This window comes from Pseudomonas sp. Van50, from assembly GCF_055390755.1.
This window is the reverse complement of sequence record NZ_AP024343.1, coordinates 4,418,662-4,442,402: the sequence shown is the minus strand read 5'-3', so window position 1 is coordinate 4,442,402 and position 23,741 is coordinate 4,418,662. Positions and strand designations below refer to the sequence as shown.

Annotated in this window: 15 protein-coding genes; 5 read left to right on the top strand and 10 right to left on the bottom strand. The window is 61.3% G+C overall.

Annotated elements, in window-relative coordinates; all coding sequences use genetic code 11:
* Positions 1 to 44 precede the first annotated feature (44 nt).
* From ACZ5M5_RS18650 to ACZ5M5_RS18635, 4 genes are all read left to right on the top strand, one after another.
* Entirely contained in the window at positions 45 to 1,829 is a 1,785-nt protein-coding gene (locus tag ACZ5M5_RS18650) for a type I secretion system permease/ATPase (RefSeq protein WP_103311093.1), read from the top strand.
* Positions 1,798 to 3,123: an HlyD family type I secretion periplasmic adaptor subunit gene (locus ACZ5M5_RS18645; RefSeq protein WP_464737776.1), complete on the top strand. Its 1,326-nt coding sequence runs from the start codon at positions 1,798 to 1,800 to the stop codon at positions 3,121 to 3,123. Before ACZ5M5_RS18650 ends, ACZ5M5_RS18645 begins: the two co-directional genes overlap by 32 nt.
* A 2-nt stretch (positions 3,124 to 3,125) precedes the next feature.
* On the top strand, positions 3,126 to 4,499 hold the full coding sequence (locus ACZ5M5_RS18640) for a TolC family outer membrane protein (protein WP_177431750.1): 1,374 nt from the start codon (positions 3,126 to 3,128) through the stop codon (positions 4,497 to 4,499).
* A 444-nt stretch (positions 4,500 to 4,943) separates the two neighbouring features.
* Positions 4,944 to 5,663, top strand: coding sequence for a response regulator transcription factor (locus tag ACZ5M5_RS18635; RefSeq protein WP_060741804.1), 720 nt, complete (start codon positions 4,944 to 4,946; stop codon positions 5,661 to 5,663).
* Between the two features lie 300 nt (positions 5,664 to 5,963).
* Here ACZ5M5_RS18635 and ACZ5M5_RS18630 read toward each other — a convergent pair whose 3' ends face one another.
* Complete coding sequence (locus ACZ5M5_RS18630; RefSeq protein WP_464737775.1) at positions 5,964 to 10,139, bottom strand: DUF5801 repeats-in-toxin domain-containing protein; 4,176 nt, start codon at positions 10,137 to 10,139, stop codon at positions 5,964 to 5,966.
* Positions 10,140 to 10,446: 307 nt separating this feature from the next.
* On the opposite strand from ACZ5M5_RS18630, the gene ACZ5M5_RS18625 reads away from it, so the two are divergent.
* Positions 10,447 to 11,211 carry an SDR family NAD(P)-dependent oxidoreductase gene (locus ACZ5M5_RS18625; protein ID WP_103308003.1) on the top strand — a complete coding sequence of 255 codons (765 nt, stop codon included), beginning with the start codon at positions 10,447 to 10,449 and terminating at the stop codon, positions 11,209 to 11,211.
* Between the two features lie 60 nt (positions 11,212 to 11,271).
* Here the strand turns inward: ACZ5M5_RS18625 and ACZ5M5_RS18620 are convergent, their stop codons facing one another.
* The 9 genes from ACZ5M5_RS18620 to ACZ5M5_RS18580 form a co-directional block, all read right to left on the bottom strand.
* Positions 11,272 to 12,327, bottom strand: a complete 1,056-nt coding sequence (locus ACZ5M5_RS18620) for a hypothetical protein (RefSeq protein WP_464737774.1) — start codon at positions 12,325 to 12,327, stop codon at positions 11,272 to 11,274.
* A 32-nt stretch (positions 12,328 to 12,359) separates the two neighbouring features.
* Positions 12,360 to 14,168 (bottom strand): hypothetical protein, encoded by a 1,809-nt coding sequence (locus tag ACZ5M5_RS18615; RefSeq protein WP_464737773.1) that lies wholly within the window; start codon positions 14,166 to 14,168, stop codon positions 12,360 to 12,362.
* 3 nt (positions 14,169 to 14,171) lie between these two features.
* Positions 14,172 to 15,476, bottom strand: a complete 1,305-nt coding sequence (locus tag ACZ5M5_RS18610; protein WP_103308006.1) for a hypothetical protein — start codon at positions 15,474 to 15,476, stop codon at positions 14,172 to 14,174.
* Positions 15,477 to 15,494: 18 nt separating this feature from the next.
* A complete protein-coding gene (locus ACZ5M5_RS18605; RefSeq protein ID WP_464737772.1) occupies positions 15,495 to 16,415 on the bottom strand; it encodes a hypothetical protein in 921 nt (306 codons plus the stop codon).
* A gap of 234 nt (positions 16,416 to 16,649) precedes the next feature.
* The gene (locus tag ACZ5M5_RS18600; RefSeq protein ID WP_464737771.1) at positions 16,650 to 19,034 is read right to left on the bottom strand and encodes a hypothetical protein; all 2,385 of its coding nucleotides are present in this window, start codon (positions 19,032 to 19,034) and stop codon (positions 16,650 to 16,652) included.
* 10 nt (positions 19,035 to 19,044) lie between these two features.
* Positions 19,045 to 20,187, bottom strand: a complete 1,143-nt coding sequence (locus ACZ5M5_RS18595) for a hypothetical protein (protein WP_060741813.1) — start codon at positions 20,185 to 20,187, stop codon at positions 19,045 to 19,047.
* The gene (locus ACZ5M5_RS18590; protein ID WP_464737770.1) at positions 20,166 to 21,611 is read right to left on the bottom strand and encodes an alkaline phosphatase family protein; all 1,446 of its coding nucleotides are present in this window, start codon (positions 21,609 to 21,611) and stop codon (positions 20,166 to 20,168) included. The genes ACZ5M5_RS18595 and ACZ5M5_RS18590 overlap by 22 nt, the downstream gene beginning before the upstream one ends.
* Positions 21,601 to 22,830, bottom strand: a complete 1,230-nt coding sequence (gene eboE, locus ACZ5M5_RS18585) for a metabolite traffic protein EboE (RefSeq protein WP_464737769.1) — start codon at positions 22,828 to 22,830, stop codon at positions 21,601 to 21,603. Before eboE ends, ACZ5M5_RS18590 begins: the two co-directional genes overlap by 11 nt.
* Positions 22,827 to 23,711: a TatD family hydrolase gene (locus tag ACZ5M5_RS18580; protein ID WP_060741816.1), complete on the bottom strand. Its 885-nt coding sequence runs from the start codon at positions 23,709 to 23,711 to the stop codon at positions 22,827 to 22,829. Before ACZ5M5_RS18580 ends, eboE begins: the two co-directional genes overlap by 4 nt.
* Positions 23,712 to 23,741 lie beyond the last annotated feature (30 nt).

The window sequence follows — 23,741 nt, the reverse complement described above, 5'->3', positions numbered from 1 at the left end:
ATGATCTAAGCTCCAGAGGAGGGTCACCCGAGCAGGGGGTTTCAATGCGAAGCGCACCTGAAAACAGCTTGAAAAAAGCACTGAAAGCCTGCCGGGACAGCTTCATTTCTGTCGGGTTTTTCAGCTTTTTCATCAATGCGCTGATGCTCGTTCCCACGTTCTATATGCTCCAGGTCTATGGTCGAGTGATCACCAGTGGAAGTCTCGCGACCCTGACCATGCTGACGCTGATCATGATCGCATTGCTGGTGACCCTCGGTTCGCTGGAATGGATCCGTTCACGCATCATGGTTCGGGTCAGCACTCGGCTGGATGTGCTGCTCAGTCGCCAGGTCTACAGGGCGAGCTTCAAGCGGGCCCTGGAAAGCGGCGGCATGGACGCCTCGGCCCAATCGCTCAATGACTTGACGGGCTTGCGGCAGTTTCTCTCCGGCAACGGTTTGTTCGCGTTTTTCGATGCGCCCTGGCTGCCGATCTATATCGCGGTGATGTTCCTGTTCCATCCCTGGTTTGGTTGGGTGGCGACGGCCAGCGCGCTGTTGTTGCTTGCGCTCGCTTTCATCAACGAAAGACTGACGGGGCCGGTGCTAGCCCAGGCCAACAAAGAGCACATCGGCGCGACGCTCCACACCACCAAGAACCTGCGCAACGCCGAAGTCATCGAATCGATGGGCATGCTTGAGACCCTGATGGATCGCTGGAGCCGGCGGCAACGCAACGTACTGTTGCTGCAATCGGCAGCGAGTGACAGCGGGGCGATCATCAGCACGCTGTCGCGCACCTTCCGCATCCTTGTGCAGTCGCTTGTCCTGGGCTTGGGGGCCTACCTGGCCGTGGACCATCAGGTCGGAGCCGGCCTGGTGTTCGCCGGGTCCGTGCTGTTGGGGCGGGCGTTGGCCCCCATCGACCTGATCATCGGCAGTTGGAAGGGCTTTATCACCGCCCGTTCTCAATACAGCCGCCTGAATGACATCCTCGATAAACAGCAGGCGCAACCCGAGCGCATGGCTTTGCCAGCCCCCCAAGGGCACGTGCAGGTCGAGAACCTGATTGTCGCGGCCCCCGGTTCCAGGACCCCGATCCTCAAGAACATCAGCTTCAGCGCACCTGCCGGTTGCATGGTGGGTATCATCGGCCCCAGTGCGGCGGGGAAGTCGACCCTGGCCAGGGCCTTGCTGGGCGTCTGGGCTGCGCAGCATGGAGTGGTTCGGCTCGATGGCGCTGACATTAGCACTTGGGACAAGCATGCGCTTGGGCCCCATATCGGTTACTTGCCTCAGGACATCGAGTTGTTCGAAGGCACCCTCGGTGAGAACATCGCTCGCTTCACTGCGGTCGATTCGGTGCAAGTCATCCAGGCGGCCAGAGTCGCCGGCGTTCACGAGATGATCCTGCAGATGCCCGATGGCTATGACACCGTCATCGGCAGCGAGGGCCTCATGCTTTCGGCAGGGCAGCGCCAGCGCATCGGACTGGCCCGGGCGCTGTATGGCAGCCCACGGCTGATCGTTCTCGACGAGCCCAATTCCAATCTCGATGACGTCGGCGACCGTGCCCTCGCGGCAGCGATCCTGCAGTTGAGGCAGATCGGCGCGACGCTGTTTGTCATTACCCATCGCACCAACATCGTGTCGCAGCTTGACCGACTCATGGTGATGAACGCTGGGGTTATCAGTCTCTACGGGCCACGCGAGCATGTCCTGGCCGAACTTAACGCGCAGCGACAGCAGGCACAGATGCCAGCCGTGCCCGCAAGCACCGGCACGGCTTCGGTCGATACCGGCAAGGGTGATTCCGATGAACCCTATGGTGCCCAGTCGTCAAATTGAGAGCTTCGCCGACCTGCCAACCTCCGATCGTAAAATTCGTCGCCTGGGCATTGTCATTATCGCCGTGATCTTCGGCCTGTTCGGCACCTGGGCGGCCGTCGCCCCGCTCGACGGTGCCGCCTACGCGCCAGGCGTGGTCACCGTGCAGGCGTATCGGAAAACCGTCCAGCACCTTGAAGGTGGCATCGTCAAGGCGCTGCTTGCTCATGATGGCGACATCGTCAAACGTGACGACCCGCTGATCATTCTGGATGACGCCCAACTGCGCTTCGAGTACGAAATGGCCCGGGGTCAACTGATCGCGGCCAGGGCCATGGAGGCGCGGCTTGTGGCCGAGCGCGACAGCTTGTCGGCGATCAGTTTTGGCAACAGTGCCGATCTCGACAGTGTCCGGGGTATGGAGGCGCGCCAGGGTGAGACGCGGGTATTCAACGCTCGGCAAGGCTCGCGGCTGGGCCAGATTGCGGTGCTGCGCGAGCGCATTGGCCAGTTCCGCCAGCAGATCAAAGGGCTGGAGTCGATGGTCGGCTCCAAGGTTCATTTGGAGAAGTCCTACAGCGGCGAAATCGAAGAGTTGACTGACCTGCTCAAGCAGGGGTTCGTTGACAAACAGCGTCTGCTCGAACAGGAGCGCAAGTTGGGGCTGCTGCATTCAGAGGTTGCCGATCACCGCTCCACCATTGACCGGACGCGCCTGCAGATCAACGAAACACAGCTGCAGATCCTGCAAGTCGACAAAGATTTCAACGCTGACGTCGTCAAGCAATTGGCCGAGGTCCAGACCCGGATCTACGACCTCCAGGAGAAAACCTCGGCGCTGGAAGACCGGCTCGCTCGTATCGTCATCCGGGCGCCCGACGCGGGCATGGTGATCGACATGACGGTGCATACCATTGGCGGGATCGTACGTCCGGCGACGCCATTGCTCGATATCGTGCCCTCGGTGTCCGACCTGATCATAGAAGCACAGGTGGCGCCGGTGGATATCGATCGCATCGCCATCGGCAAGCGTGCCGATATCCGTTTCGGCGCATTCAATAGCGCTACCACGCCGGTGATCGAAGGCGAGGTCAGCAGCGTATCTGCAGACCGCATGACCAACGAAAAGACCGGGACGGCCTATTACCTGGCGCGGGTGCGGGTGACCGACGAGGGGGCACGCACCTTGGGTGAGCGCAAACTGCTGCCGGGCATGCCGGCGGACGTGTTGATTATCACTGGGCAACGCACGCTGTTGCAGTATCTGATGCAGCCGGCTCGCAATGCTCTGTCTCAATCGATGATCGAGGAATGACCATGGCCGTGTCGACAGCTCTGCTAGGCGGTTTCTTGATGCTCGCAGCGGCCGCCGTCCTGGCGCAGGCCGAGGCGGCAACGCCCACCGGGATCAATGCCTCGACGTTTTCCACCGACCTTATGCAATTGTATCGCGAGGCGCGGCTGGAGGATCCGCAGATACTGGCGTCCTATGCGCAAGCGCAGGCCGGTCAGGAGCATCAGAGCGAAGCCATGGGCGCGCTCTTGCCGCAATTGTCGTTCAACGCCGGGTCGAATCGGATTCACCAGGAAAGCGATCTTGTGCAACGCAGTTTCGATAGCGAAAGCTATGGCCTGGTGTTGCGTCAATACCTCTATAACAAAGCCGCCTGGGAGAACTATCAGAAGTTCAAGAGCCTGGCCAGGCAGTCCGAATCCCAAGCCCTGGAAACCCAGGCCGAAGCCTCGGTGGAGCTGGCCCGGCGTTACTTCACCGCGCTGGCGGCCGAGGACGAGTTGCAGTTGGTGCGGGCAGAGCGTCGAACCACCCAGAGAAGCCTGGACCGGATCAATGCGTTGTATGAAAAGCAGTTGGCGTTGATCACCGATCAACTCGATCTCAAGGCCCGGGTGGATCTGCTCTCGGCCCAGGAACTGGATGCCCGCAACCAGGCCAGCCTCAGTCGCGAGGCACTGGCAGAGATTGTCGGTCGGCCGGTCAAGGAGCGACTCAATCGGATTCGTGACGACCTTGAACTGCAAGTCTCGGCGCACAGCCTGGAAACCTGGGTTCGCGATGGCATGGCACTCAACCCTGCGCTCAAGGCCAACGAGAGCGGCGTCGAAGCGGCGGGGGCGGCCTTGCGCAGCGGCAAGGGAGGGCACTATCCGACCCTGAGCTTGAACCTGAGTGCCCAGCAGACCAATGAGGGCTACAACAACTCCCTGGCACCTCGCACGGACAGTTATGTCGCCGGGATAGGTCTCCAGGTTCCGCTGTACAGCGGCGGATCCACGTCGGCGCGGGTCCGTGGACTCTATCAGGACCAAGTGGTCGCCGAGCAGCAGTTGGAAGCGACTCGGCGGCGGGTGGTCAAGGAGATCACTAACGCTTATCTGACCGCCAACTCCAATGGCGAAAAAATCGGCGCGAACCGGCTGGCCCTGGAGTCGGCACAGTTATCCAGGGTCGCCGCCGAAAAAGCCCTGAGCTACGGGATGGTCAATTCCGTCGATGTCCTGGCCAGCGTGCGCAATGAATACCGGGCTCGGCGGGATCTGCTTAAAACTCAATACGACTTTCTCAGCAATGTGCTGATCCTGAACCGCTGGGCGGGTAAACCACCGGCCGAGAGCATTGAGAATGTGAATGGCTGGCTAAGTCCCGACAGCGCTGGCCAAGACTTTCGCTGATCAGCCTGTTTGCGTTCCTGTATCTGGTTGCCCGGCGTGGGCGTTTTCTTGACGTTACTTTTAAGTCGCTTTATTGCGGTGGCTAAGTACGTACCATTTGTCGATTAATTGACGATTCTCGTCCAGCCTCGGCAGTCTCGCCGACTCCTTGCCCTGGGCTTAACGAACTGATTTAACGAGCGTTTCCCCACCTTTCTGGAAAATTGGCCAGACGGTCGGTACCAGATTCAGGCCGACGACTGGCTAATGGATGTTCGGCGGTGCGCTGGGCTGTCCTAGACTCAGCCTACGAGCTCGAAAGGAGCACATTATCATGTGTAAGCTGTTGATAATTATTCCTATCCAGGTTGTCTCGAGGGTTTCGTCCGGCTTCTTGAAATGCACGCTACCCCCACCAGAAAACCCAGTGGACATCCTGGTTTGCCTTGCGAGGGGGGCAGCGATATGAGACCGGATCACAGAGCACCAATCCGCGTGATGTTGGTCGATTGTCGCCCCCTTGTCCTTCGCGGACTTCATGACTTGATCAACGCCAGAAAGCCGCAGATGGAAGTGAGTGGTCAGGCTGCGACCTATACCCATGCACTGGACCTCGCCGATCAGTTGCGGCCCAACGTGATTTTCTTCAGTTTCTTTCCTGATGCGCTGAACCCTCTGGAGGTTGTCGCCGGGCTGACCCGCAGCGCGCAGATGAAAGTGCTCGTGCTCAAGGGCTTGTATGAGGCCGTTCCTGTTGCTCAGGCGATAGAGGCGGGCGCACGGGGCATCGTGTTGGCCGAAGATCCGACGGAGGCGATCATCCAGGCCATCGTCAAGGTGCATCATCGCGATATCGGAATGGACAGGGCCTGGGCCGGTGGGCTTTCCGGCTATGCCGCCATCGGCCATGCAACCACCCAATGCAATCTGGAGCAGGCGAAACTGGCTCGGTTGACGTTGCGCGAGAAGGAATTGATTCGTGCCATCGTGGGGGACCCGTCTGCCAAATACATCAGCATCGCTGGGCGCCTGGGTATCAGCGAGCACACGGTGCACAATCACCTCAGTAACATTTATCAGAAGCTTGATCTCATTAACCGCATCGACCTGTTGATGTATGCGCTAAAGCATGGACTTACCGCCAGTGAAGAACCGCCGGAGTCCACTTGGGTGGAGTTGGATTGAGCGATCTGTGTGGGAGCAGCAGGCTAGTAGCCGGCCTGGTTCCTCTGGTCGTACACCCCTCAGATCTGTGGGAGCAAATCTTGCTCGCGAAGACGGCGGCACATGCACCATTGATGCAGGCTGACCCACCGCTTTCGCGAGCAAGCTCGCTCCCACAGGAAAATCGCCGTGAACATGGAGTTCGCATCCAACCCAGAAACCCATGAGGGTGAGCGGGTTTCGTCGTGATCAGGGAAGGTATAAAAAGCGATGCGAGGATGGTTTCCAGGCCCTCCTCGCATCTTTCACACGCGCGGTGCTTCAGGCGTTGCCGAAGACCACGTCGCTCCCCAGCAGGTCGACGCCCACCAAGGTAATGGTTGTGATTTGCCCGCCCGTCTCAGCGACGGTCACGATGCTGTCTGCGCCGTTGTTGTCGATCGATTGGACTACGGCGCCCTGGTCACCATTGAGCACCAGCGTGTCTCGCAGGTTTTGGCTGACATCGAAGCCCGTGACTTGGTACAGGTTTTCGGTGAAGGTCAGGTCGATGTTGAAGGCATCCCGCTCACCGCCTGTGCCCACCAGCGTGTAGTCGAAGAGTGCGTCGGTTGCGTTGTTGGCGAACAGGTTGGCGTCGAATGCGCTCGTCGCCGTATCTCCGTCTTTGTCCGTCAGCGTTGCGTTGAACGACAGCTGCACATCGCTGGCCAGGTTCTCGGTCTCCTGGATGAACTGGATCACGGGAATCTTGATCGCGCCACGGCCCATTGTGAGTTGAACGGCATCGATCATTGCCGTGCCTTCGCGCTCGATCTCGAAGGACACCTGACCACCGATCTCGGGCGTCAGGGTATTAACCTCGGTGAGGTTGGAAAACGTGCCGTCTTCGTAGTAGATCCGGAAATACAGGTCTTCGGTCGCGGTGTTGTAGCCGGCCACCGAGTTGTCGATGAAGATTTTCATGCCTGTTACCAGGCTCTCCGGGTTGATGACGAAGCTTTCATCGGCCGCGCCGATTGCCGCCAGGTTGTCCCCTTGCAGCAGGTTGTTGCCGACGCCGATGCCGGAGGTGCTGACGTTCATGGCCGTCGGGTCGATGTAGGACGGCAATGGCGTGGTTTGCAGGGCAGCCTCGGTGGGGTCGGGGGCTCCGAGTCCGATGCCGGTCAGGATATCCGTGGTGGAGGCCAGTGCCTTCGCGGAGAAGAACACGATTTCTTCGGATGCCGAAGGAATGGCCGGATTGTTCGTCTCAGGGATCAACAAGGTGCGCACCGGATCCGGGCCACCGGCATCGAGCGAACCGTCGGCACTGCTACGTACGATGGTCGAGCTGAAGCCTTGCACCAGGTCCAGTGCATAGCGACCATTGGCGTAGGCAGTCAGCGTGTAGTCGACGCTGGTGTCGGCAGTGGTGGCATTGTTGTCGAAGTCGCCGGTCAATGTCCCAGCGAAATGGTACGCGCCGTTGGCGTCCGGCGAGGGCGCCTGTTCGGTGAGCGTGCCGGTCCCGGTGGTGGTCGTGTCGTCAGGCCTGACCAGGGTGAACTGGCCATTGACCAACGAGATGTCCAGGCCCGCAGCCCCCAGTCCGTCGGCCCCGACCGATTTATCCCAGAATCCGTACTGCGCAAGCACGCTGCCGGTGCCGATCAGGTTGCCGAACGCGACCGAAGGGCCGTCGTCCTCGAACACCAGGTTCTGGCCGATATTGAGCGTTGCCTGGAGGCTGTCGCCGTCCTTGTCGGTCTTGGTCGCGATCAACGTGATCAGGTTGTCCGCCAGGCTCTTGGCATCATCGGGATTGGTGGCGTCGGGGTGCACCAGCGCCCGGATCTGGTCGAGCGTGACATCGCCATTGGCGGCCACGCTGACCGTGAACACCAGCAGGCTGGTGCTGGCCGTGCGTCCCTCCACAACCGCGCCGTTGAGCGACAGATTGACCGCTTCACCCGTGGCCGTGTCGGTCAGCCCGGAAGCGCCGGCCACCACGCCCAGTGCATAGGTCAACGTACCGGCACCGTCGGCGCCGTAGGCGGAGGTAAAGTTGGCGGCGAAGTTCTGCGTGGCGTTGGTGCCCAGTAGCGTTTCGTCCACCGTCAGCGTTGGCTCGGTGCCGGTGGTGCTGATGCTCGGCCCGTCATCTTCGAACACCAGGTTCTGGCCGATGTTGAGCGTCGCCTGGACGCTGTCACCGTCCTTGTCGGTTTTGGTCGCGGTCAGCGTGACCAGGTTGTCCGAGGTCAGGCTCTTGGCGTCATCGGGATTGGTGGTGTCGGGGTGCACCACGGCCCGCATCTGGTCGAGCGTGACATCGCCATTAGTGGCCACGCTGACGGTGAACACCAGCAGATTGGTACTGGCCGTGCGGCCCTCCACAACCGCGCCGTTGAGCGAGAGGTTGACCGCTTCACCCGTGGCCGTGTCGGTCAGCCCGGAAGCACCCGCAACCACGCCCAGCGCATAAGTCAGCGTACCGGCACCGTCGGCGCCGTAGGCGGAGGTGAAGTTGGCGGCGAAGTTCTGTGTGGCGTTGGTGCCCAGTAGTGTCTCGTCTACCGTCAGCGTTGGTTCGGTGCCGGTGGTGCTGATGCTCGGCCCGTCATCTTCGAACACCAGGTTCTGGCCGATGTTGAGCGTCGCCTGGACGCTGTCACCGTCCTTGTCGGTTTTGGTCGCGGTCAGCGTCACCAGGTTGTCCGAGGTCAGGCTCTTGGCGTCATCGGGATTGGTGGTGTCGGGGTGCACCACGGCCCGCATCTGGTCGAGCGTGACATCGCCATTAGTGGCCACGCTGACGGTGAACACCAGCAGATTGGTACTGGCCGTGCGGCCCTCCACAACCGCGCCGTTGAGCGACAGATTGACCGCTTCACCCGTGGCCGTGTCGGTCAGCCCGGAAGCGCCGGCCACCACGCCCAGTGCATAGGTCAACGTACCGGCACCGTCGGCGCCGTAGGCGGAGGTAAAGTTGGCGGCGAAGTTCTGCGTGGCGTTGGTGCCCAGTAGCGTCTCGTCCACCGTCAGGGTTGGCTCGGTGCCGGTGGTGCTGATGCTCGGCCCGTCGTCTTCGAAAATCATCTTGGAGCCGATTTCGGTCTTCGCAACGGACGCCTGGACCAGGGTGAAGCCGCCGATGTCAAAGTCGGCGTGGTTGGTGCCCTTGGCATCGAGGGCCGCGCCGTTTTCGATGAGCACACGGTTGTGATCTGACGTGGTGGTGTATTCGATCTGGTAGCCGGCCTTGACGCCGGTGATGGTGGCGACCCCGGACGCGAAGCTGATGACAATGCCCGCATCATTGGCAGAGCCGTCCGAGTTCTCGATGACCACCCCGGTGCTGATGTTGGTGACACGGACATTGCTGATCGCTACCGAGGTGTCACCGGTGTAGCCATTGACGAAATTCACCCCGGATTCAGCCGCGGTGCTGAACGCGCTGATTTTTACCACGGCGGTCTTGCCGGCCTGCAACTGCACGACATCGAAGTTGGCCATCTTCGTATTGAAGACGTCGGTAAAGTCGATGTTGGATTCCACATCCGCTTCGGTCTGGTCCAGGTTGGGAATGGTCACATCCTGCCTGGCACCGGTGACGAAAGTGAAACAGATGCCTTCCTGTTCCACGATCATCTGGTTATTGGTACCGAAGGTTGTCGGCCCACCGGCCTGGCTGGTGTTGATCGTGTCACCGGTGGTGATGTTGGCGCCGCTGGACTGGTCGGCCGGGTTCTTGCCGGTGGCGATGATAGTGGGGTCGGTGATGCGCAGGACACCGTCGACCAGCTCCGTCGTGGGGTTCGCTGTTGTGAACATCAGGAACAGGTTCTGGCCGGAAGGCGCATTGGCCAGGCTGAATTCCAGGTCCTGGCTCGCGCCGATGAAGACTTTGTCCAGCAGGTTGACGGCATCGTCGGGGTTGGTGTTGACGGGTTGCTGGAGCGGTTCGTAGAGCACGGTCCAGATCTTGCCGCCGGTGGCGGTTTCTTCAATGTAGGCGGCGAAGACGATGGCACCAGTTAGCCCACCGGCCCTGCCGAGAACGATATTGTCGTTGGTGTCCGTGTAGAGAAGGATGCTGGTGCCGTTGAGCGTATCCAGTCCACTGTCCACACCGTCGAGCGGCGCACCGGTGCTGCCGACGAAGCTGATATTGGTAATGCTTGCGCCAGGTGCGGAATTGACCGTGAATGCATCGCTGCCGGTGTCGCCGACGGCACCGGTATAGCCGCTCAAGGCGACGCCCGTCGCGGCCCCTGTGCCAAGGGCAGTCAGCCGACTGGCGAAGGTCAGGGGGAGGGACGCGACCAGAATGTCGTTGTCATCCGTATCTGTTGCGGCGCCCGGCGTGGCGGTGCCGTTTTGCAAGCCGGCGGTTTCATCCAGCGTCACGTTGACGCCGGTTGACACGACACCCAGGCCAGTGCTGGCTGTTACCGTGTATAGCGAGTCTGGATCGCTCGGCAGCGCGGAGTCTTGCTCGAGAATAGTCATGACTTTCTCCAAAGCATGCGGTCATCAAGGCCTGACCGTTGACCGTTGACCGCAACTATGAGGAAGCACAGGGCCATCGCGCATCGGCTGATACTCCCAGGCGGGGTGGGAGTTTCGGCCTATGCCGTGTACCGGCAACGGGAGTGAGTCGGTGAGGGCAGATTTGCGCAAAACCCCGACAGTCCCAGCAAGCCTGCGAAAGCCTGGCAGTCGCCATTGCGAGAAAGTGAAGTCGTCGATAACGACAGCGCCCACGGGCGCCGGGCGGGCGAATGTTTCGTCTGCCTGCTCACGCAGGAGAGCGATCATGACCGATTTTCAACACAGCATTCCCCACGAAGTCCAAGGCAAGGTTGCACTGGTCACTGGCGCCGCCAGTGGCATCGGCAAGGCCATCGCATTGCTGTTGCATGCCCGCGGCGCCAAGGTAATCGCTGAAGACATCAACCCCGCCGTCCATGAGCTGGCCCGTCCCGGGCTGGTGCCGCTGGAGGCCGACATCACCGCGGATGGCGCCGCCGAGCGCGCTGTCGGCCTGGCCGTCGAGCAGTTCGGCCGGCTGGACATCCTGGTCAACAATGCCGGGATCATCATCAATAAACTCGTCATCGACATGACGCGCCAGGACTGGGAGCGCATCCAGGCGGTCAACGCCACGGCCGCTTTCCTGCATTCGCGCGAAGCGGTCAAGGCGATGATGCCGAACAAGGCGGGGGCCATCGTCAACATTGCTTCCTACGCGTCCTATTTTGCCTTCCCGACCATTGCCGCCTATACCGCGTCCAAAGGTGCCCTGGCGCAACTGACGCGCACCCTGGCACTGGAAGTCATCGAGCATGGCATTCGCGTCAATGCCATCGGTGTTGGCGATGTGGTCACCAACATCCTCAATGACGTGGTCGAGGACGGTCCGGCGTTCCTCGCCCAGCACGGTGAAGCCGCGCCCATCGGCCGGGCCGCGCAGCCGGAAGAAATTGCCGAGGTGGTTGCGTTCCTGGCCTCGGATCGCGCGAGTTTTGTGGTCGGCGCGGTGGTCATGGCCGACGGTGGCATGACCGTTACCGCAGGCTGAATCGAGTGGTGGATGATACCTGGGTCACCGGCCGGGCTGTGCGCCCGGCCGGTGTTTTCGTCAGAGTTGCACCCGACGAAGCCTGCCGCGTAACGGCACCACGTTTTCCTCTGGCGTGGGCAGTGGCCGCCCGACCAGGCCCATGCCTTCGCTGACCAGTACCGCGTCGGGTAACAGGCACAGGTTGGACGGGGTATCCAAGCCTCGGGCGAGCACGGTGACCTGGGCTGTTTGCAAGTCGCAGCCCAGCAGTCGTCCACTGAATCGGGTAAAGCCGCCATGCAGGGGTTCGCCGTTCCAGTCTGGGAGCAGGGGTTGTTGCAAGCGCTCACAGAGTTCCAGCACCAGCAGGTGGCCGTTGGGGCGCAGCGCCAGCCCGGTGGGCAGTTGCAGGCCGCGAATCAGGATGTCGATCTCGGCGCTGGCGGGCCAGACCCGGATCACCTGGCCGGCCTTTTCGGCAAAATCGATGCCCTTGCGGCTCGGGTCGCCGTGCAGTTCTCCCGAGAACAGACTGATCAGCACAGCGTCTGTCGCCGGTTCGTACACCAGGGTCACGGGAACGGCTTCCTGGCCTTGATCCAGCTCGGGCAGTTGAACCAGCACGCGCTCCTCTTGGCCCGTGACGAACTCCACCAACTGATTGGTATCGGGCTTGACGGCCAGCCAACTGCGGCGGGTCGGGTGGTAGCACAGCGCGTTCAGGTTGCCGCGGCTATGGAAGACCGGCTCGGGCGGTGTGAATTGCAGGTCCAGCAGTTTTGAACCGGCGACATAATCCGTCTGGCTGACCAGGCAGCGTCCGTCACCGCAGGCGATGTCCGACAGCCCCATGATTTCATCGCGCAGCATGCGTGCCTGCATGTTCATGGCGCGAAACCCTTGCGCCAGGGTTTCGCGGGGCAGGTAGGCGCCGGGCTGCTGCGGATCCGGGCGCAGTCGACTGATACGGCCGCTGAAAGGTTGGTCGGGCAAGCCGGAACCTGCTTCGGTGAGCAGCAGGCTGCCGTCGGCTTGCAGGCAGAGACCACGAGGGTTCAGCAGGTCCTCGGCGACAAGGGTGCTGGGGCGCAGGCTTTCCTCCGGGTGTGCGGGGATCTGAAGGGGAACTGACATAGGCTCTCTCCGTGAACAAAAGGGGGACGCGGTCATTGCGGCGGTTGCCACGGTTCACCGGTGAGGTAGGCCCGCAGCAGTGCCCGCTGGCAGGGCGACATCGAGCGCACCACCGGCATGAACAGCGTGGTGCCTTTGTACGCATCCGAGGTGCGGGCCAGGATGGGGTTCTTGGCGCCCATGATGGCGTCGGGCTGATTCAGCGGGATATAGCGCGACATGGCGGGGAAGGCCAGGTAGTGAAAGCGCAGCACGTTGGGGTACATCAGCGGCCAGGTGATGGTCGTGCCCTGGGGGATGCCGAAGTCGGTCTGGGCGTATTTGCGAAAGTTGGTGAAGTAAGCGCTGCTGGGGAAATTGTTGACCGTGCAGGTCAGGGCAACAAACCCCGCTTGAGCGGCGCTGCCCGGCTTGAGGGTGACCGGGAAGCTGACGGAAAGCTGGCCATTGTCGACGGTCAACGAATCAGGGAAGTCGAGGAAGTCCCAGTATTGCGGTTGATCATAGACCGCGGGGGCCGCCGCCTTCAGGCCGATTTCGGTGGTGCTGGGCACCGCGCCGCCCAGGTACCGGACCTGCAGGGTGATCGACAGGCCGTTGGGGTAGTCCTCCAGGTAGACGTTGCGCTGGTCGGCATAGATCCGATAGGTCGATTCGGTGGCATTAAGTGTGGTGTTGCAAACCTTGTCGGGCGCGGTAATGGCCAGTGCCGTGGTCCGCACCGTCTGCTGCTGGCTGGTGGTCAGGGGCACGTCGACGATGCCGCCGTACACGTAGTAGTCAACCAAGGGACTGCTGGTCGGGTCCAGTGTGGTCAGGGTGGTGGTGCCGGCGCTGATGGTCACGGTCCCGTAATCGGCGTTGGGCCCGATGGGGCTGGTGATATCGTCCCGGACAGCCCGGAAGGTTTTCTTCGGAATGACATTCACCATGTCGATGCTCAGGAGGCCACTGTCACTCAGTTCGGCATAGCCGGCGTTCCCCGTGTACTGGTTAATCAGTTGCCGGCCCGGCTGGCAGTTCAGCGGCTCGTCGGCGAAGGCCGGGGCCAGTGTGCCGATGACCCTGCCGATGCTCGGGTTGGGCGTGTACCGGCCAGCGGCGTAGTCAGCGTCCAGTTGCTCGGTGGTCATCGCGGGACACATCTCGAACATGACGAAACGCAGGACGATACCCGTTGCGCCCGGTGCTTGGATGATCGAACGCAGCCCACTGCTGTTCTGGTTCCAGTTGACGATGCTACTCAGGGGGAAGGTCAGCTGAAATGTGCCGCTGAAGCGGAAGGAGCCCGGGGCATCCATTTGCTCTGGTTCCAGCACACGCTTCTTCATGTAGAAACTGCTGCACACGGTGTCGCTGCGAATCAGCAACTGGATGTTGTCGTTGCCGCCGATTTGCAGGCCGCCGACGAAGATCTGGGTGGTCGTCGAGGCGGTGGGGTCCAGGTCCACCATCATCGGGCCGGACACCGGTCCCTGGCCGGTCACCGGGTCCACCGAGCCGAGCAGGTAGACGGCCTGGCCCACCAGGTCGCCGGTGGTGCTGATGCTGCCGGGGATGCCCTGGGAGCTGATCAAGGCGTTCTGCATGTCGACGACATGCTGCCCGTAATGATTCCAGCCACCGGCGGTGTAGTAGTTGCCGGTGGGGGCATTGATCATGTTGTTCAACTGGTCATCGGTGTAGGACTCGGCCCCGGGTGCCAGGGTCGAGGTGGTCAGGTCGAAGAGCGGCCAGTCATCGTTGCCATCGTAGGGAATGGTCGGGGAGTTGTTCGGCAGGCTGACGTCCGTGCGGATGCCGCCCCAGAAATTCAGCCGTGGTCCGTTCAGGATGCTCATGAGTTATTCCTCGTCCTTGATGGTTTTGCCGACAGGCGAATTGGCGAATTTGAACAGGTAGGAGTAATCGGATTTGTAGGGGCTCTTGACCGGTGTCGCCATGGAGTGGCAATTCATGCAACTGCTGTTGGGCTGGATGTAGCTTTCCATGGTTACGTTGGCCGAGAGGGCGGGTGTCGGCTGGCCCAGTGGGTTGCTGGGGTTGTCCGGCATCAGCGGGCGCTGGGTGGTGATGAGTTGGTAGTACTTCAACACGCTGCGTTGCAGGTCCGGGTCGCTGCGGTAGCGGGCGTTCACCTCGTTGGTGATCTCGGCGATCGGGGTGAACCGGTTCAACGGGTTCGGCGTCTGGAAGGTGGTGCCGGGTTTGGGCACGCAGACCAGGTGCGCGCCCTGGGTCTGCCAGTCGCAGGGTGACTGGTTGAGGCTGGCTGCCGGCGCGTTGGGGTTGAAGTAGGAATAGGCCGTGCCGGCTACCGGCTGGTCGACCCATACCCCGTTCACCAGCGCTTTGGGCGCAACGTTGTCGATCTGTTCGAAGGTCGACCAGATCCACTGCGGATAACCGTTCACCTTGGTGATGATGTGCAACCCCACCAGGCCCAGATAGGCCTCGGTGACGCCGGTGCGCTGGCCTTGGTCGTCGAACGTGGCGACGCGGGCGAGCATGGTCAGGTAGCGGCTGGCGTTGTCATGCGTGGTAAGGATGCGCCAGCTGGATTTGACCTCGATGACCCCGTAGGGAAAGGTGATGTTGTTGGCTTTGGACACCACATCGGCGTTATAGAACTGGTTGGCGACGATGTAGTTGTAGGAGGTCTCGTTGGCCGAGATGTCGTAGTAGGTCGGGTTGCCGGCCTGGTCGATCAGCCAGCCGCCGACGGCCTGGTCGACGGCATTCACCAGGGAGCTGTTCTTCAGCGCGGCGATGTTGATGATGCCCAGGCTCTTGGCCAGTTGCGGGGTGTTCCAGGGGCCTGGATCGGCCCCCCGTGGCAGGAAGATTTCTTCCACGGTCTTGTAGGTCTGCCAGACGGTGTAGCCAGGGTCCCCCGGTTGCTTGCTGCAGTCGGGATCCCCGCGCTGCCCTGCCTGGGCGGGCCAGTTCACGGCGATGAACAGCTGCCAGCTGTATTGATCGAACAGGTCCTGGCTGGCGGTGGCCGCCGGCGCCGTGCTGGGGGGCTGGCAATTCAGGCTGGAGGCCTGTGTCCGTGGCATGGCTTGTTCCTGGGATTGCTCCAGGGCCAGGGCCGGAAGATTGGCCAGACCCACTAGTACCAGGATGAAACGCAGTGAAATGTTCATGGCGATCTCCGTCATTGCTCAGGGTTTGCGCTGCATGAGCTTGTTCCACTGCGCCTTTTGCCCGTTGCTCTGGGAAGCCGGTGGCTCGAACAACTGGCAGGGCGGTGGATTCGCCGGGCACATCGCGGCCACCTGCGCCCAGGTCTGGGCCGGGTCCGGTCTGGCGATGCGGAAGTTGGTGTAGTTCTGGCTGACGATGGGGGCATTGGCAACGCTGGTGTCACCGGAGAAAAAGAACGATTGGGGCTGCCGGTAGGGCGGTTGCCCCGACATCTTTTTGTAGAAGGCATAGCCGAACAGGATCGGCCCCTGCGGCGATTGAAGGTCCAGCGCGTAGGCCTGCACGCTGGCGTCGAGGTTTTGGCTGCGCTCGGCGCTGTAGGGCAGGTGCTGGATGAAGTCTTGGCGCGGCGGATGGTTCATCGGCGAGAACATGCAGCAGGCCGGCATGTCCTTGGGGCGATCCTGCGGATAGGTCAGGAAGTACGCCTTGTTGCCCAGGGACACGAAGGAGCAGGTGTAATTGTTGTTCTTGATCGGGAAGATCGGCAGGCAGTACTTCTCATAGTGCTCCATCATCGCACCGAAGCCGTCGCCATCGGCCGGGATATAGGCCGTGTCGTAGTAGCTGGTGCCTCGGGAGACGGTGTAGTCCGCCGGGGTCAGGGTGGAGGGCGGATTGCTGTAGGGCGGCGGGTTTTTTTCGTAGTTGTGCATCACCCGGTACATGGTCCAATCGCTGATCCAGAACGCCGGGAAGAACGGATCGGAAGGGTCGCCCGGGGCCCGTTTGGCGATGCAGTTGCCGTTCTGTTCGTTGCACCCCTCGGTGTTGTGCACGCCCATGGTGAAGTAGACGGCACCGCTGTCCTCGGCGAACAGCGGTGGGCTGGACAGCAGGATCAACAGCAACAGCCGGTTCAAGATACTGGTTTTCATAGGTCATTCCTTTGAAAAGTACCGGGTGACACTGTGTGCGAGCCTGTGGGAGCAAAGCTTGTGTGGGAGCTGAGCTTGCTCGCGATGAACGATAACGCGGTCATTCGAAAGACCGAGGTGCCTTCATCGCGAGCAAGCTCAGCTCCCACACAAGCTCGGCTCCCACAAAAGCTCAGCTCCTACACAAGCTCGCTCCCACAGTGGTTTATCTTTCCTGGGTGAACAGCGTTACGGTCAGAGGTTGTCGTAGTCGCTCATCTTGAGTTGTTGTGGCGGATAGTTGCGCTTCACCAGCTTCTTGGCCCACAGCTCCAATACCGCGCGGCGGCTCTGGGACATGTCACGGGTGATGGGCATCGAGAGCGTGCTTTCTTCCTGGTAGGGCTTGCTGATCAGCACAATCAGCTGGTCGATGGCGCCTTCGACGCGTGCCTGGGAGTTGAGCGGCATGTACTTGTTCATGATGGGGTACAGGTAATAGAAGGTCTGCAGGATGCGTGGGTAGAGGAAGCCCTCCCACAGCTGCGTGGCGGCGTTCTGATCCTTGTAGACGGTGTTCCAGTAGTTGATGAAGTCCTGTTGCAGTTGCACGTCCAAGGGCAGGACGCGGAGCGGGGCGAGGAAGTCGATGTAGGCTTGGGGAACGGGGAAACTGAAGGGGATGACCGGATCGCTGTCGCCGTCCTTGACGAAAAAACGCAAGGTCGGGAAGCCCGGGGCCACGGCCCTGAAGCTCACTTGGGCGATGCCGTTGGCGTCGGTGGTCGTGGTGACATAAGAGTAATCCACCGGCGTGGCGTGGACGTCGTCGTGCAGGGTTCCGGTGGCGTAGAGGCCAGCGTCGAATGCCAGGCAAGGGTGCAAGTCGATCGTGACCGGTTTGCCCTCGCCCTGCAGGAATTGCTGATAACCGATCGGGTCTCCAATGTCCTCATCCGTATTGCGCAGCGCGGTCAGTCGGCGGCCGCTGCCTTCGGCCAGATAGTTTTGTACGGGCGGCGCGTTATTGAAGTTCGGTAGATTGGCCTTGTTCAGTTCGGGGTGGTTCGGGTGGTCGAAGAACAGCGTGAAATTGGCCGCGTTGCTGGAGGCCAGATAGTAGTCGCTGGTGGTCACCATGTAGGGGTTGCCATATTCCGCCACCCATAGCGTGGTATTGGCGGCCGGCTGACCATTTTTCTGCACCATGATGGTCAGCGTCTTATGGTCGCCCACGTCGATGAAACTGCCGCTCTCCACCACTTCGGCGGTCCAGGTTTGCTGGGTGGCGGCGATCACGGGTGTCGGGGCGGCCGTAGCTTTGAGTCGCAGCTCCAATGGATGACCTGGTTGTAGTTTCGTCAGGTCCGCGTCGCTGAGCGTGAAGTCCTGCAGGCCGGAGCGTTTGTCGAAGGCTGCCTGGTCATACCGGTCGAAACCGAAGTCCACTACCGACATGAATTGATCACCCTCGCGTACACCCAGTTGGTAGTCGCCGGCCTGGAATTTTTCGGCGGTCAGGATGGGGGCATTGGGCTCTACCGGATAGAACGGGAACGTGTTGGCCAGATCCAGCGACAGGATGTTGCCGGTAATCTGCACCGAAGTCACGCCCAGTGTGGCGTTTTGGGGAGTTCCACTGGGTTGAACAACAGATACGGCCTGCGCGGGCACCAGGCGCAGGCCGGCGGGCGCGGTCGGGTATTCGTCGGCGAACCAGAGGCCCAGGGTCGCGGCGGTGCGGCTGTAGGCGGGATTGAAGAAAATACCGGAAACGTTGTCCAGGCCCTTCTGATACATCGCTTGCAGACGAGCCGTATCCGAGGGGGCATTGGAACGGGTGTTGACGTACGGGAAGTCGTTGAAAACACCGTTCCTGTCGTAGCAGGTCAGGTAGGTGGAGAACCTGAACATCAGGCCCTTTGCCCCTTGCAGCTTCATCTGCTGCTGCAGGTTACTCAGCAGCGCCGAATCGCCGATGACCCATTCCAGGTTCTCCTGGGGAAAGCAGGTCTGCCAGGTGGTGGTGACATACACCAGGCCACCGAAGGCGCCCCAATTGAAATTGAGGAAGCGATCCATCATCCGATACTGGCGATTGAGGGTCAGGCCACACGTGGCATCCCCCAGCATCAGCTTGTCGAAATACAACGCGGTGAAGGTGTTCTGCCACGGGCTGACATCGACGAAGCGCGCGGCAGTCGGAGCGTTGCTGCCAAAGGGATTGCCGAGCAATTGGTAGTCCCTGCCAACCAGCGCATCCTCGGTGATGTAGGTGTCTGCCTGCAGCTCGCCGCCAATGATCGTTGAGCGAGTCCCTTTGTAGCTCACCGTGCCGCAGGCATTGTCACCAAACAGATCCCATTCGGCGGGCATGTATGGGTAGGTTTTCGGGTTGGCATTGGTCGGTACCTGCAGCATATAGAGCGGCAGCTCATTCTTTGCCAGGGGCTTGATGGCCCAGGGCATCAGCTGGGTGGGGGCGTTCGTGGCGTTGATGCCGAAGTGGCTCATGAACGGCCAGTTGATGTCCGCGTTGACCGCGTCATACAGCGGATATACGTCGTTATTGTTGGCCGTCGGTGGGTTCCAGAACATATGGCCGTTGAGGTAGATACGGGGGAAATTCAATACGCTCATGTCATGCTCCTTAGCGTTGCCACTGGGCGCGTTTCAGCGACCAGACAAAGTCCAGTTTTTTGTAGCCATCGAATGCCGAGGGCGGCAGCGGAGTGGTGGGATAGACGATGCCGCCCCCCTGGTTCAGAGCGAAATTGAAGTAGCCGTTGTCGTTCGAGTAGGCGGCGGTGCCGTGGCAGGCCAGGCAGGACGAGGTGTTCTGGAACGCCGATTCCAGTTGTGAATTGGCCAGTACCTGGGTGATGGGTTGGAACTCGACCCCGATCAACTCGTACTTCGACAGGCTCCGATTATTGGCCTGGAAGCTGGCATTGACCGGCTTGGCAGCCGCAGTCGGCCCGGTGGTGTTGGTCATCGGCGCCGGCGTCGGGGCATTGGTTACGGTGTACTTGCTGTTGTTGATGTTTTCGAAGGTGGTCCAGACCCAGTCAGCGTTCAGTTTGTTGACGACATGCAGGCCGCTCAATGCCACATAGCCGACCTGATAGGTACCATCGTCCTGCTGGTAGTAGGCTTGGGCAATGTAGTAGCCGTCGTTCACCAGGGTTTGTCGGTAGGTCGTGTCCGTGCCGATCCACAGCCACGCGGCTTTCAACTCCCAGGCGGTGGGGGGGAAGTCCAGGTCGTTGGCCAGGGCGGCCTGACCGTTCACGTTGTAGACCTGCTTCTTCACGATGTAATCGAACGTGTCCTTGCCCATCAGTAACTGAAAGCGTACGGGCTGGCCTTGTTGGGCATCGGGCACGGCACCCCCCATTTGCAGGATCAGGCCATCGACCTGTTGGGTGGCATTGATGTTATGGAAGGATCGGGACAGGTCCATGCCCTGTGCCTTGGCTTGCGTCACCACCGCGGCCGGGAGCGGCGCTGAGCTGTCATAGGTGCCCGGTGGTGCGCCGTTGGGCAGGTAGACCTGGTCCGAAGGCTTCATCGTCTCCCACACGAGATTGCTGCTTTGCGCGGTGCTGGGTTGGTTCAAACAGACGAACCAGTTCCAGGCCATGGTCTCGGGACTCTGGGCAAACGCGGTCCGGGTCTTGTTGATGTCTGCTCCAAACTGCAGGAAGTTGCTGCAATCGAAGTTGTTGGTGTCCTGTGCCTGGGCCAAACCGGCCAGGGCACTGAGAACGGTTATGGAAATGGCTCGCCGCATGGAAGCTCCTTGGCATTCGCCGTATCGGCATGAGGGCGCCCCCGGAAGTGTTCCAGGAGCAGTTGCTTCACCGCCGTGGCCGCAAGGTGCTGCGGCAACGACAGATCACAATTGGTGATGAGCAGCGGGCCGGTCTTTTCGCTCGCGGGCAGCCGTCCGTGGCTGCCGCGGACCAGGCGGGTGTCCAGCGGAATCAGGTCCATGTAGTAGCGAAAGCCGAGTTTTTTCTGAAGCAGGCGGCGCGCCACTTTCAATTTCGGGAAGCGAATGGCTGGGTCGATGAACAGCTCGAGCGGGTCGTAGCCTGGCTTGCGATGGATGTCCACGGTGCGGGCAAAGTCGGGGGCCTTGCGGTCGTCGAACCAGTAGTAGTAATCGAACCAGCAACCGGCGGCGGCCACGGTCACCAGTTCGCCGCTGCGCGGATGATCCAGGTGCCAGGCCCGTTGTTCGGTTTTATCCAGCACCTGCTCGATGCCGGCCTGGCGCTGCAACAGCGCCTTGACGCGAGGGATGTCGCGCGCCTGCTTCACGTAGATGTGCGCGACCTGATGGTCGGCCACGGCAAACGCCGCACTGGCACCGGGATCGAGCAACTCCCAGGTCAGCGATTGGCGGACCTGCAACAAGCCTTCGGCGCGTAGCAACCGGTTGATGGAAACGGATTGGGTGACGGCTTCGATCCCGTATTCGGACAGCAGCATCACCGCCGCGCCCTGTGCTTGGGCAAAGTCCAGCAGACGCCCGACTTCGCTGTCGATGGCGCGCACCTCGTCGGCAATCGACGGATGATCGGGGCCCAGGCGTTGCAGGCTGTAGTCGAGATGGGGCAGGTAGATCAACTGCAGGTCGGGGCGGTCGAGCTGGAATTCGGCGATGGCGCAATCCACGATCCAGCGGCTCGAGGCGATGCCGGCTGCCGGGCCCCAGAAACTTGGAAAGGGGAATTCGCCGATCTGCTGTTCAATATGCTCGTGCAACGAGGCCGGCGTCGAATACAGGCCGAACATCTTGCGGCCATCGGCCGGGTAATGCGGCCGTGGGGTAATGGCGGCGTCCACGTCCGCATACATGTTGTACCACCAGAACAGCTGGCTGCAGCGAAACCCGGGGTACTGGCGCTTGAGTGTCTGCCAGACTTTTTCCCCCTGGATCAGTGCGTTGGGCTGCAGCCAGAAACGCACTTCGGCCTGATCGCGAAAATACCAGCCGTTGCCGACGATGCCGTGCTCCGACGGTGGCTGGCCCGTGAGGATCGAGGCTTGCACCGTGGAGGTGACCGCCGGGAACACCGGTTGCAGCGTGGCCATCCTGGCCGTTTTCAACAGGGCATTGATGCAGGGCGTCGCGGCCCCCAGCAGTGCGGGTGTCAGGCCGACCACGTTGATCAGCAGCAACGGCTGGCGCGCAGGCTCAGAGGACATCGGCGCAGGCCTCCAGCGCTTGGGGTTGCAGCAACTGGCGCTGCTGCAACTGGTCTTCGACCCAGTGCAACTCCGCCGCGATGCCCTGGAGTTGGGCGTGCTCGGTGGTGGGTCGCAACTGGCTGGGCAGGACGCCCCAGCTGTAGGTTTCCACTTCCAGTACCGGGCGAAAATCCCCATGGTCGGCGAGAAAATCGAAGGTCTGCGCCAGGGCGACCTGGCTGCCGCTGAGTTCGGGCAACAGCAGGTGTTCGCTGAACAACGGAATGTGGAAGTGGATCCTCAGCTCGGGAGGGGCGTGGCCGTCCTGCTCACACTCGTACAGGGCCGCGGGAAGGTCGGCCCAGGCCGATAACCGCTCCTGTCCAGCGCGGGCTTTGACTTGATGCAGGTAGGTGGGTTCGGCAAAACCGCCCAATGTCTGGAGCACCTGTTCGCGCCGCTGCGCATCCTCAGGCAGGTGGCAAATCAGCGCATTGGATAGCTGGATCTTGCCGATGGGGACCCGGGCCAGACGCAATCGGTCCAGTGACTGGTAGCAGTCTTCGAACATCACGGCCTGGTGGCAGACGTCAAAACACAGCGCCAGGTGTTCATGGTGTGGGTCCGTGGCTTGCCAGTGACGAAAGAAGGCGATGGCCTGGTCGGTGTTTTCCAGCACGCAATCGGGCTCCATTTCCAGGCAGATCACGATCTTCTTGCCTGTCTCCCGTTGCAACCGGGCCAGCGCGGCGGTGAGCTCGCGCAGTTGCTGCTCGGCACGTTGCTGTAACGTCGGGCTCCAGTGGGCGGCATAGCCCAGCGGCAGGCTGGAGATCACCCCCTGGGCACAGTCCGCTGGCAGGGCCTGGGCGAGAAATCGAGCCAGGTCCAGGCTGTACGCCAGCCGCTGCGGATCGCCCCAACTGGGCAGGTAGACGTCGGCTTTCACCGCGCCCTGGTGAAATTGGCCGTAGGGAAAACCGTTGAGTGAGGTCAGGCGTAGGCCGCTGCGTTGCAGCAGGTCGAGGAAATCCGCACGGGCGGACGCCTGTTGGAGCTCGGCGGCGGCGACGGCGCTGATCCACAATCCACTGTCTTGGGTGTCGAGCCCGCGCAGTGTACGTACGGTCTGGAAATGCCGTTCGATGGAAGCGCGCAGCCCGCCCAGGTCATGGGTCGGGTGCACGTTGCTGCAATAGCCGATCTGCGTGGCCGTCCAACCCGTGCGGGCACTCATTTGATCACCGGCTCCTGGCCCCGCAGGGCAGAGTTGTCCTGCCACTGTCGCCGCTGATCGATGGGCAGGGGCGTGCTGACCAGGGTTTTGTCCAGTTGGCCGCTCTGGGCAAAAAAGTCCACCGGGTTGTGGAACAGCACCTGTTCGACCTGGGCTTCACTGAAGCCGGCGGCCAGCATCGCCTGGCCGGTCTTGGGCACTTTGAGCGGGTCGCTGATGCCCCAGTCGGCGGCGCTGTTGACCACCATTTTTTCCGTGCCGTACTGCTGCAGCAGCGCGACCATGCGTTGTTCCGACATCTTGGTGTTGGGGTAGATGGAATGGCCGCGCCAGCAATCGCTGTCCAGCACCAGGGGCAGGGTCAGTTCGTTGAGGTGGTCGATGATCACCAGGTGTTCGGCAATGCCGACCTCGCGAATGACCGCGAGTGTGCGCTTGGTGCCACCGATCTTGTCGCGGTGCGGGGTGTGCACCAACACCGGCAGGTTGAATTGTTTGGCCAGCTCCAATTGGGCGGCGAGAAAGCGATCCTCCTCCGGGGTGATGTCGTCGTAGCCGATTTCACCCACCGCCACCACGCCATCTTTCACCAGGTAGCGCGGCAGGATCTCCAGCACTTCATTGGCCACCGACAAGTCGTTGGCCTCCTTGGGGTTCAGGCCGATGGTGCAGAAGTGATGGATGCCGAACATGCTGGCGCGAAAACGCTCCCAGCCCAACAGCGTGTCGAAGTAGTCGATGAAGCTGCCGACGCTGGTCCTGGCCTGACCCTGCCAGAAGGCTGGTTCGATCACGCCGGTGATGCCGGCGGCCGCCATGTTCTGGTAGTCGTCGGTGGTGCGGCTGACCATATGGATATGCGGGTCGAAGTACTTGAGCATGGTGAATCCTCGTCAAAAAGGCAGGGGAGG

Excerpts from the sequence above, each read along its gene's own strand:
- ACZ5M5_RS18635 (WP_060741804.1), top strand. The coding sequence starts at position 4,944 with ATGAGACCGGATCACAGAGCACCAATCCGCGTGATGTTGGTCGATTGT.
- ACZ5M5_RS18620 (WP_464737774.1), bottom strand. The coding sequence starts at position 12,327 with ATGTCAGTTCCCCTTCAGATCCCCGCACACCCGGAGGAAAGCCTGCGC.
- ACZ5M5_RS18600 (WP_464737771.1), bottom strand. The coding sequence starts at position 19,034 with ATGAGCGTATTGAATTTCCCCCGTATCTACCTCAACGGCCATATGTTC.
- ACZ5M5_RS18645 (WP_464737776.1), top strand. The coding sequence starts at position 1,798 with ATGAACCCTATGGTGCCCAGTCGTCAAATTGAGAGCTTCGCCGACCTG.
- ACZ5M5_RS18615 (WP_464737773.1), bottom strand. The coding sequence starts at position 14,168 with ATGAGCATCCTGAACGGACCACGGCTGAATTTCTGGGGCGGCATCCGC.
- ACZ5M5_RS18650 (WP_103311093.1), top strand. The coding sequence starts at position 45 with ATGCGAAGCGCACCTGAAAACAGCTTGAAAAAAGCACTGAAAGCCTGC.
- ACZ5M5_RS18595 (WP_060741813.1), bottom strand. The coding sequence starts at position 20,187 with ATGCGGCGAGCCATTTCCATAACCGTTCTCAGTGCCCTGGCCGGTTTG.
- ACZ5M5_RS18590 (WP_464737770.1), bottom strand. The coding sequence starts at position 21,611 with ATGTCCTCTGAGCCTGCGCGCCAGCCGTTGCTGCTGATCAACGTGGTC.
- ACZ5M5_RS18630 (WP_464737775.1), bottom strand. The coding sequence starts at position 10,139 with ATGACTATTCTCGAGCAAGACTCCGCGCTGCCGAGCGATCCAGACTCG.
- ACZ5M5_RS18640 (WP_177431750.1), top strand. The coding sequence starts at position 3,126 with ATGGCCGTGTCGACAGCTCTGCTAGGCGGTTTCTTGATGCTCGCAGCG.
- eboE (WP_464737769.1), bottom strand. The coding sequence starts at position 22,830 with ATGAGTGCCCGCACGGGTTGGACGGCCACGCAGATCGGCTATTGCAGC.
- ACZ5M5_RS18605 (WP_464737772.1), bottom strand. The coding sequence starts at position 16,415 with ATGAAAACCAGTATCTTGAACCGGCTGTTGCTGTTGATCCTGCTGTCC.
- ACZ5M5_RS18625 (WP_103308003.1), top strand. The coding sequence starts at position 10,447 with ATGACCGATTTTCAACACAGCATTCCCCACGAAGTCCAAGGCAAGGTT.
- ACZ5M5_RS18610 (WP_103308006.1), bottom strand. The coding sequence starts at position 15,476 with ATGAACATTTCACTGCGTTTCATCCTGGTACTAGTGGGTCTGGCCAAT.
- ACZ5M5_RS18580 (WP_060741816.1), bottom strand. The coding sequence starts at position 23,711 with ATGCTCAAGTACTTCGACCCGCATATCCATATGGTCAGCCGCACCACC.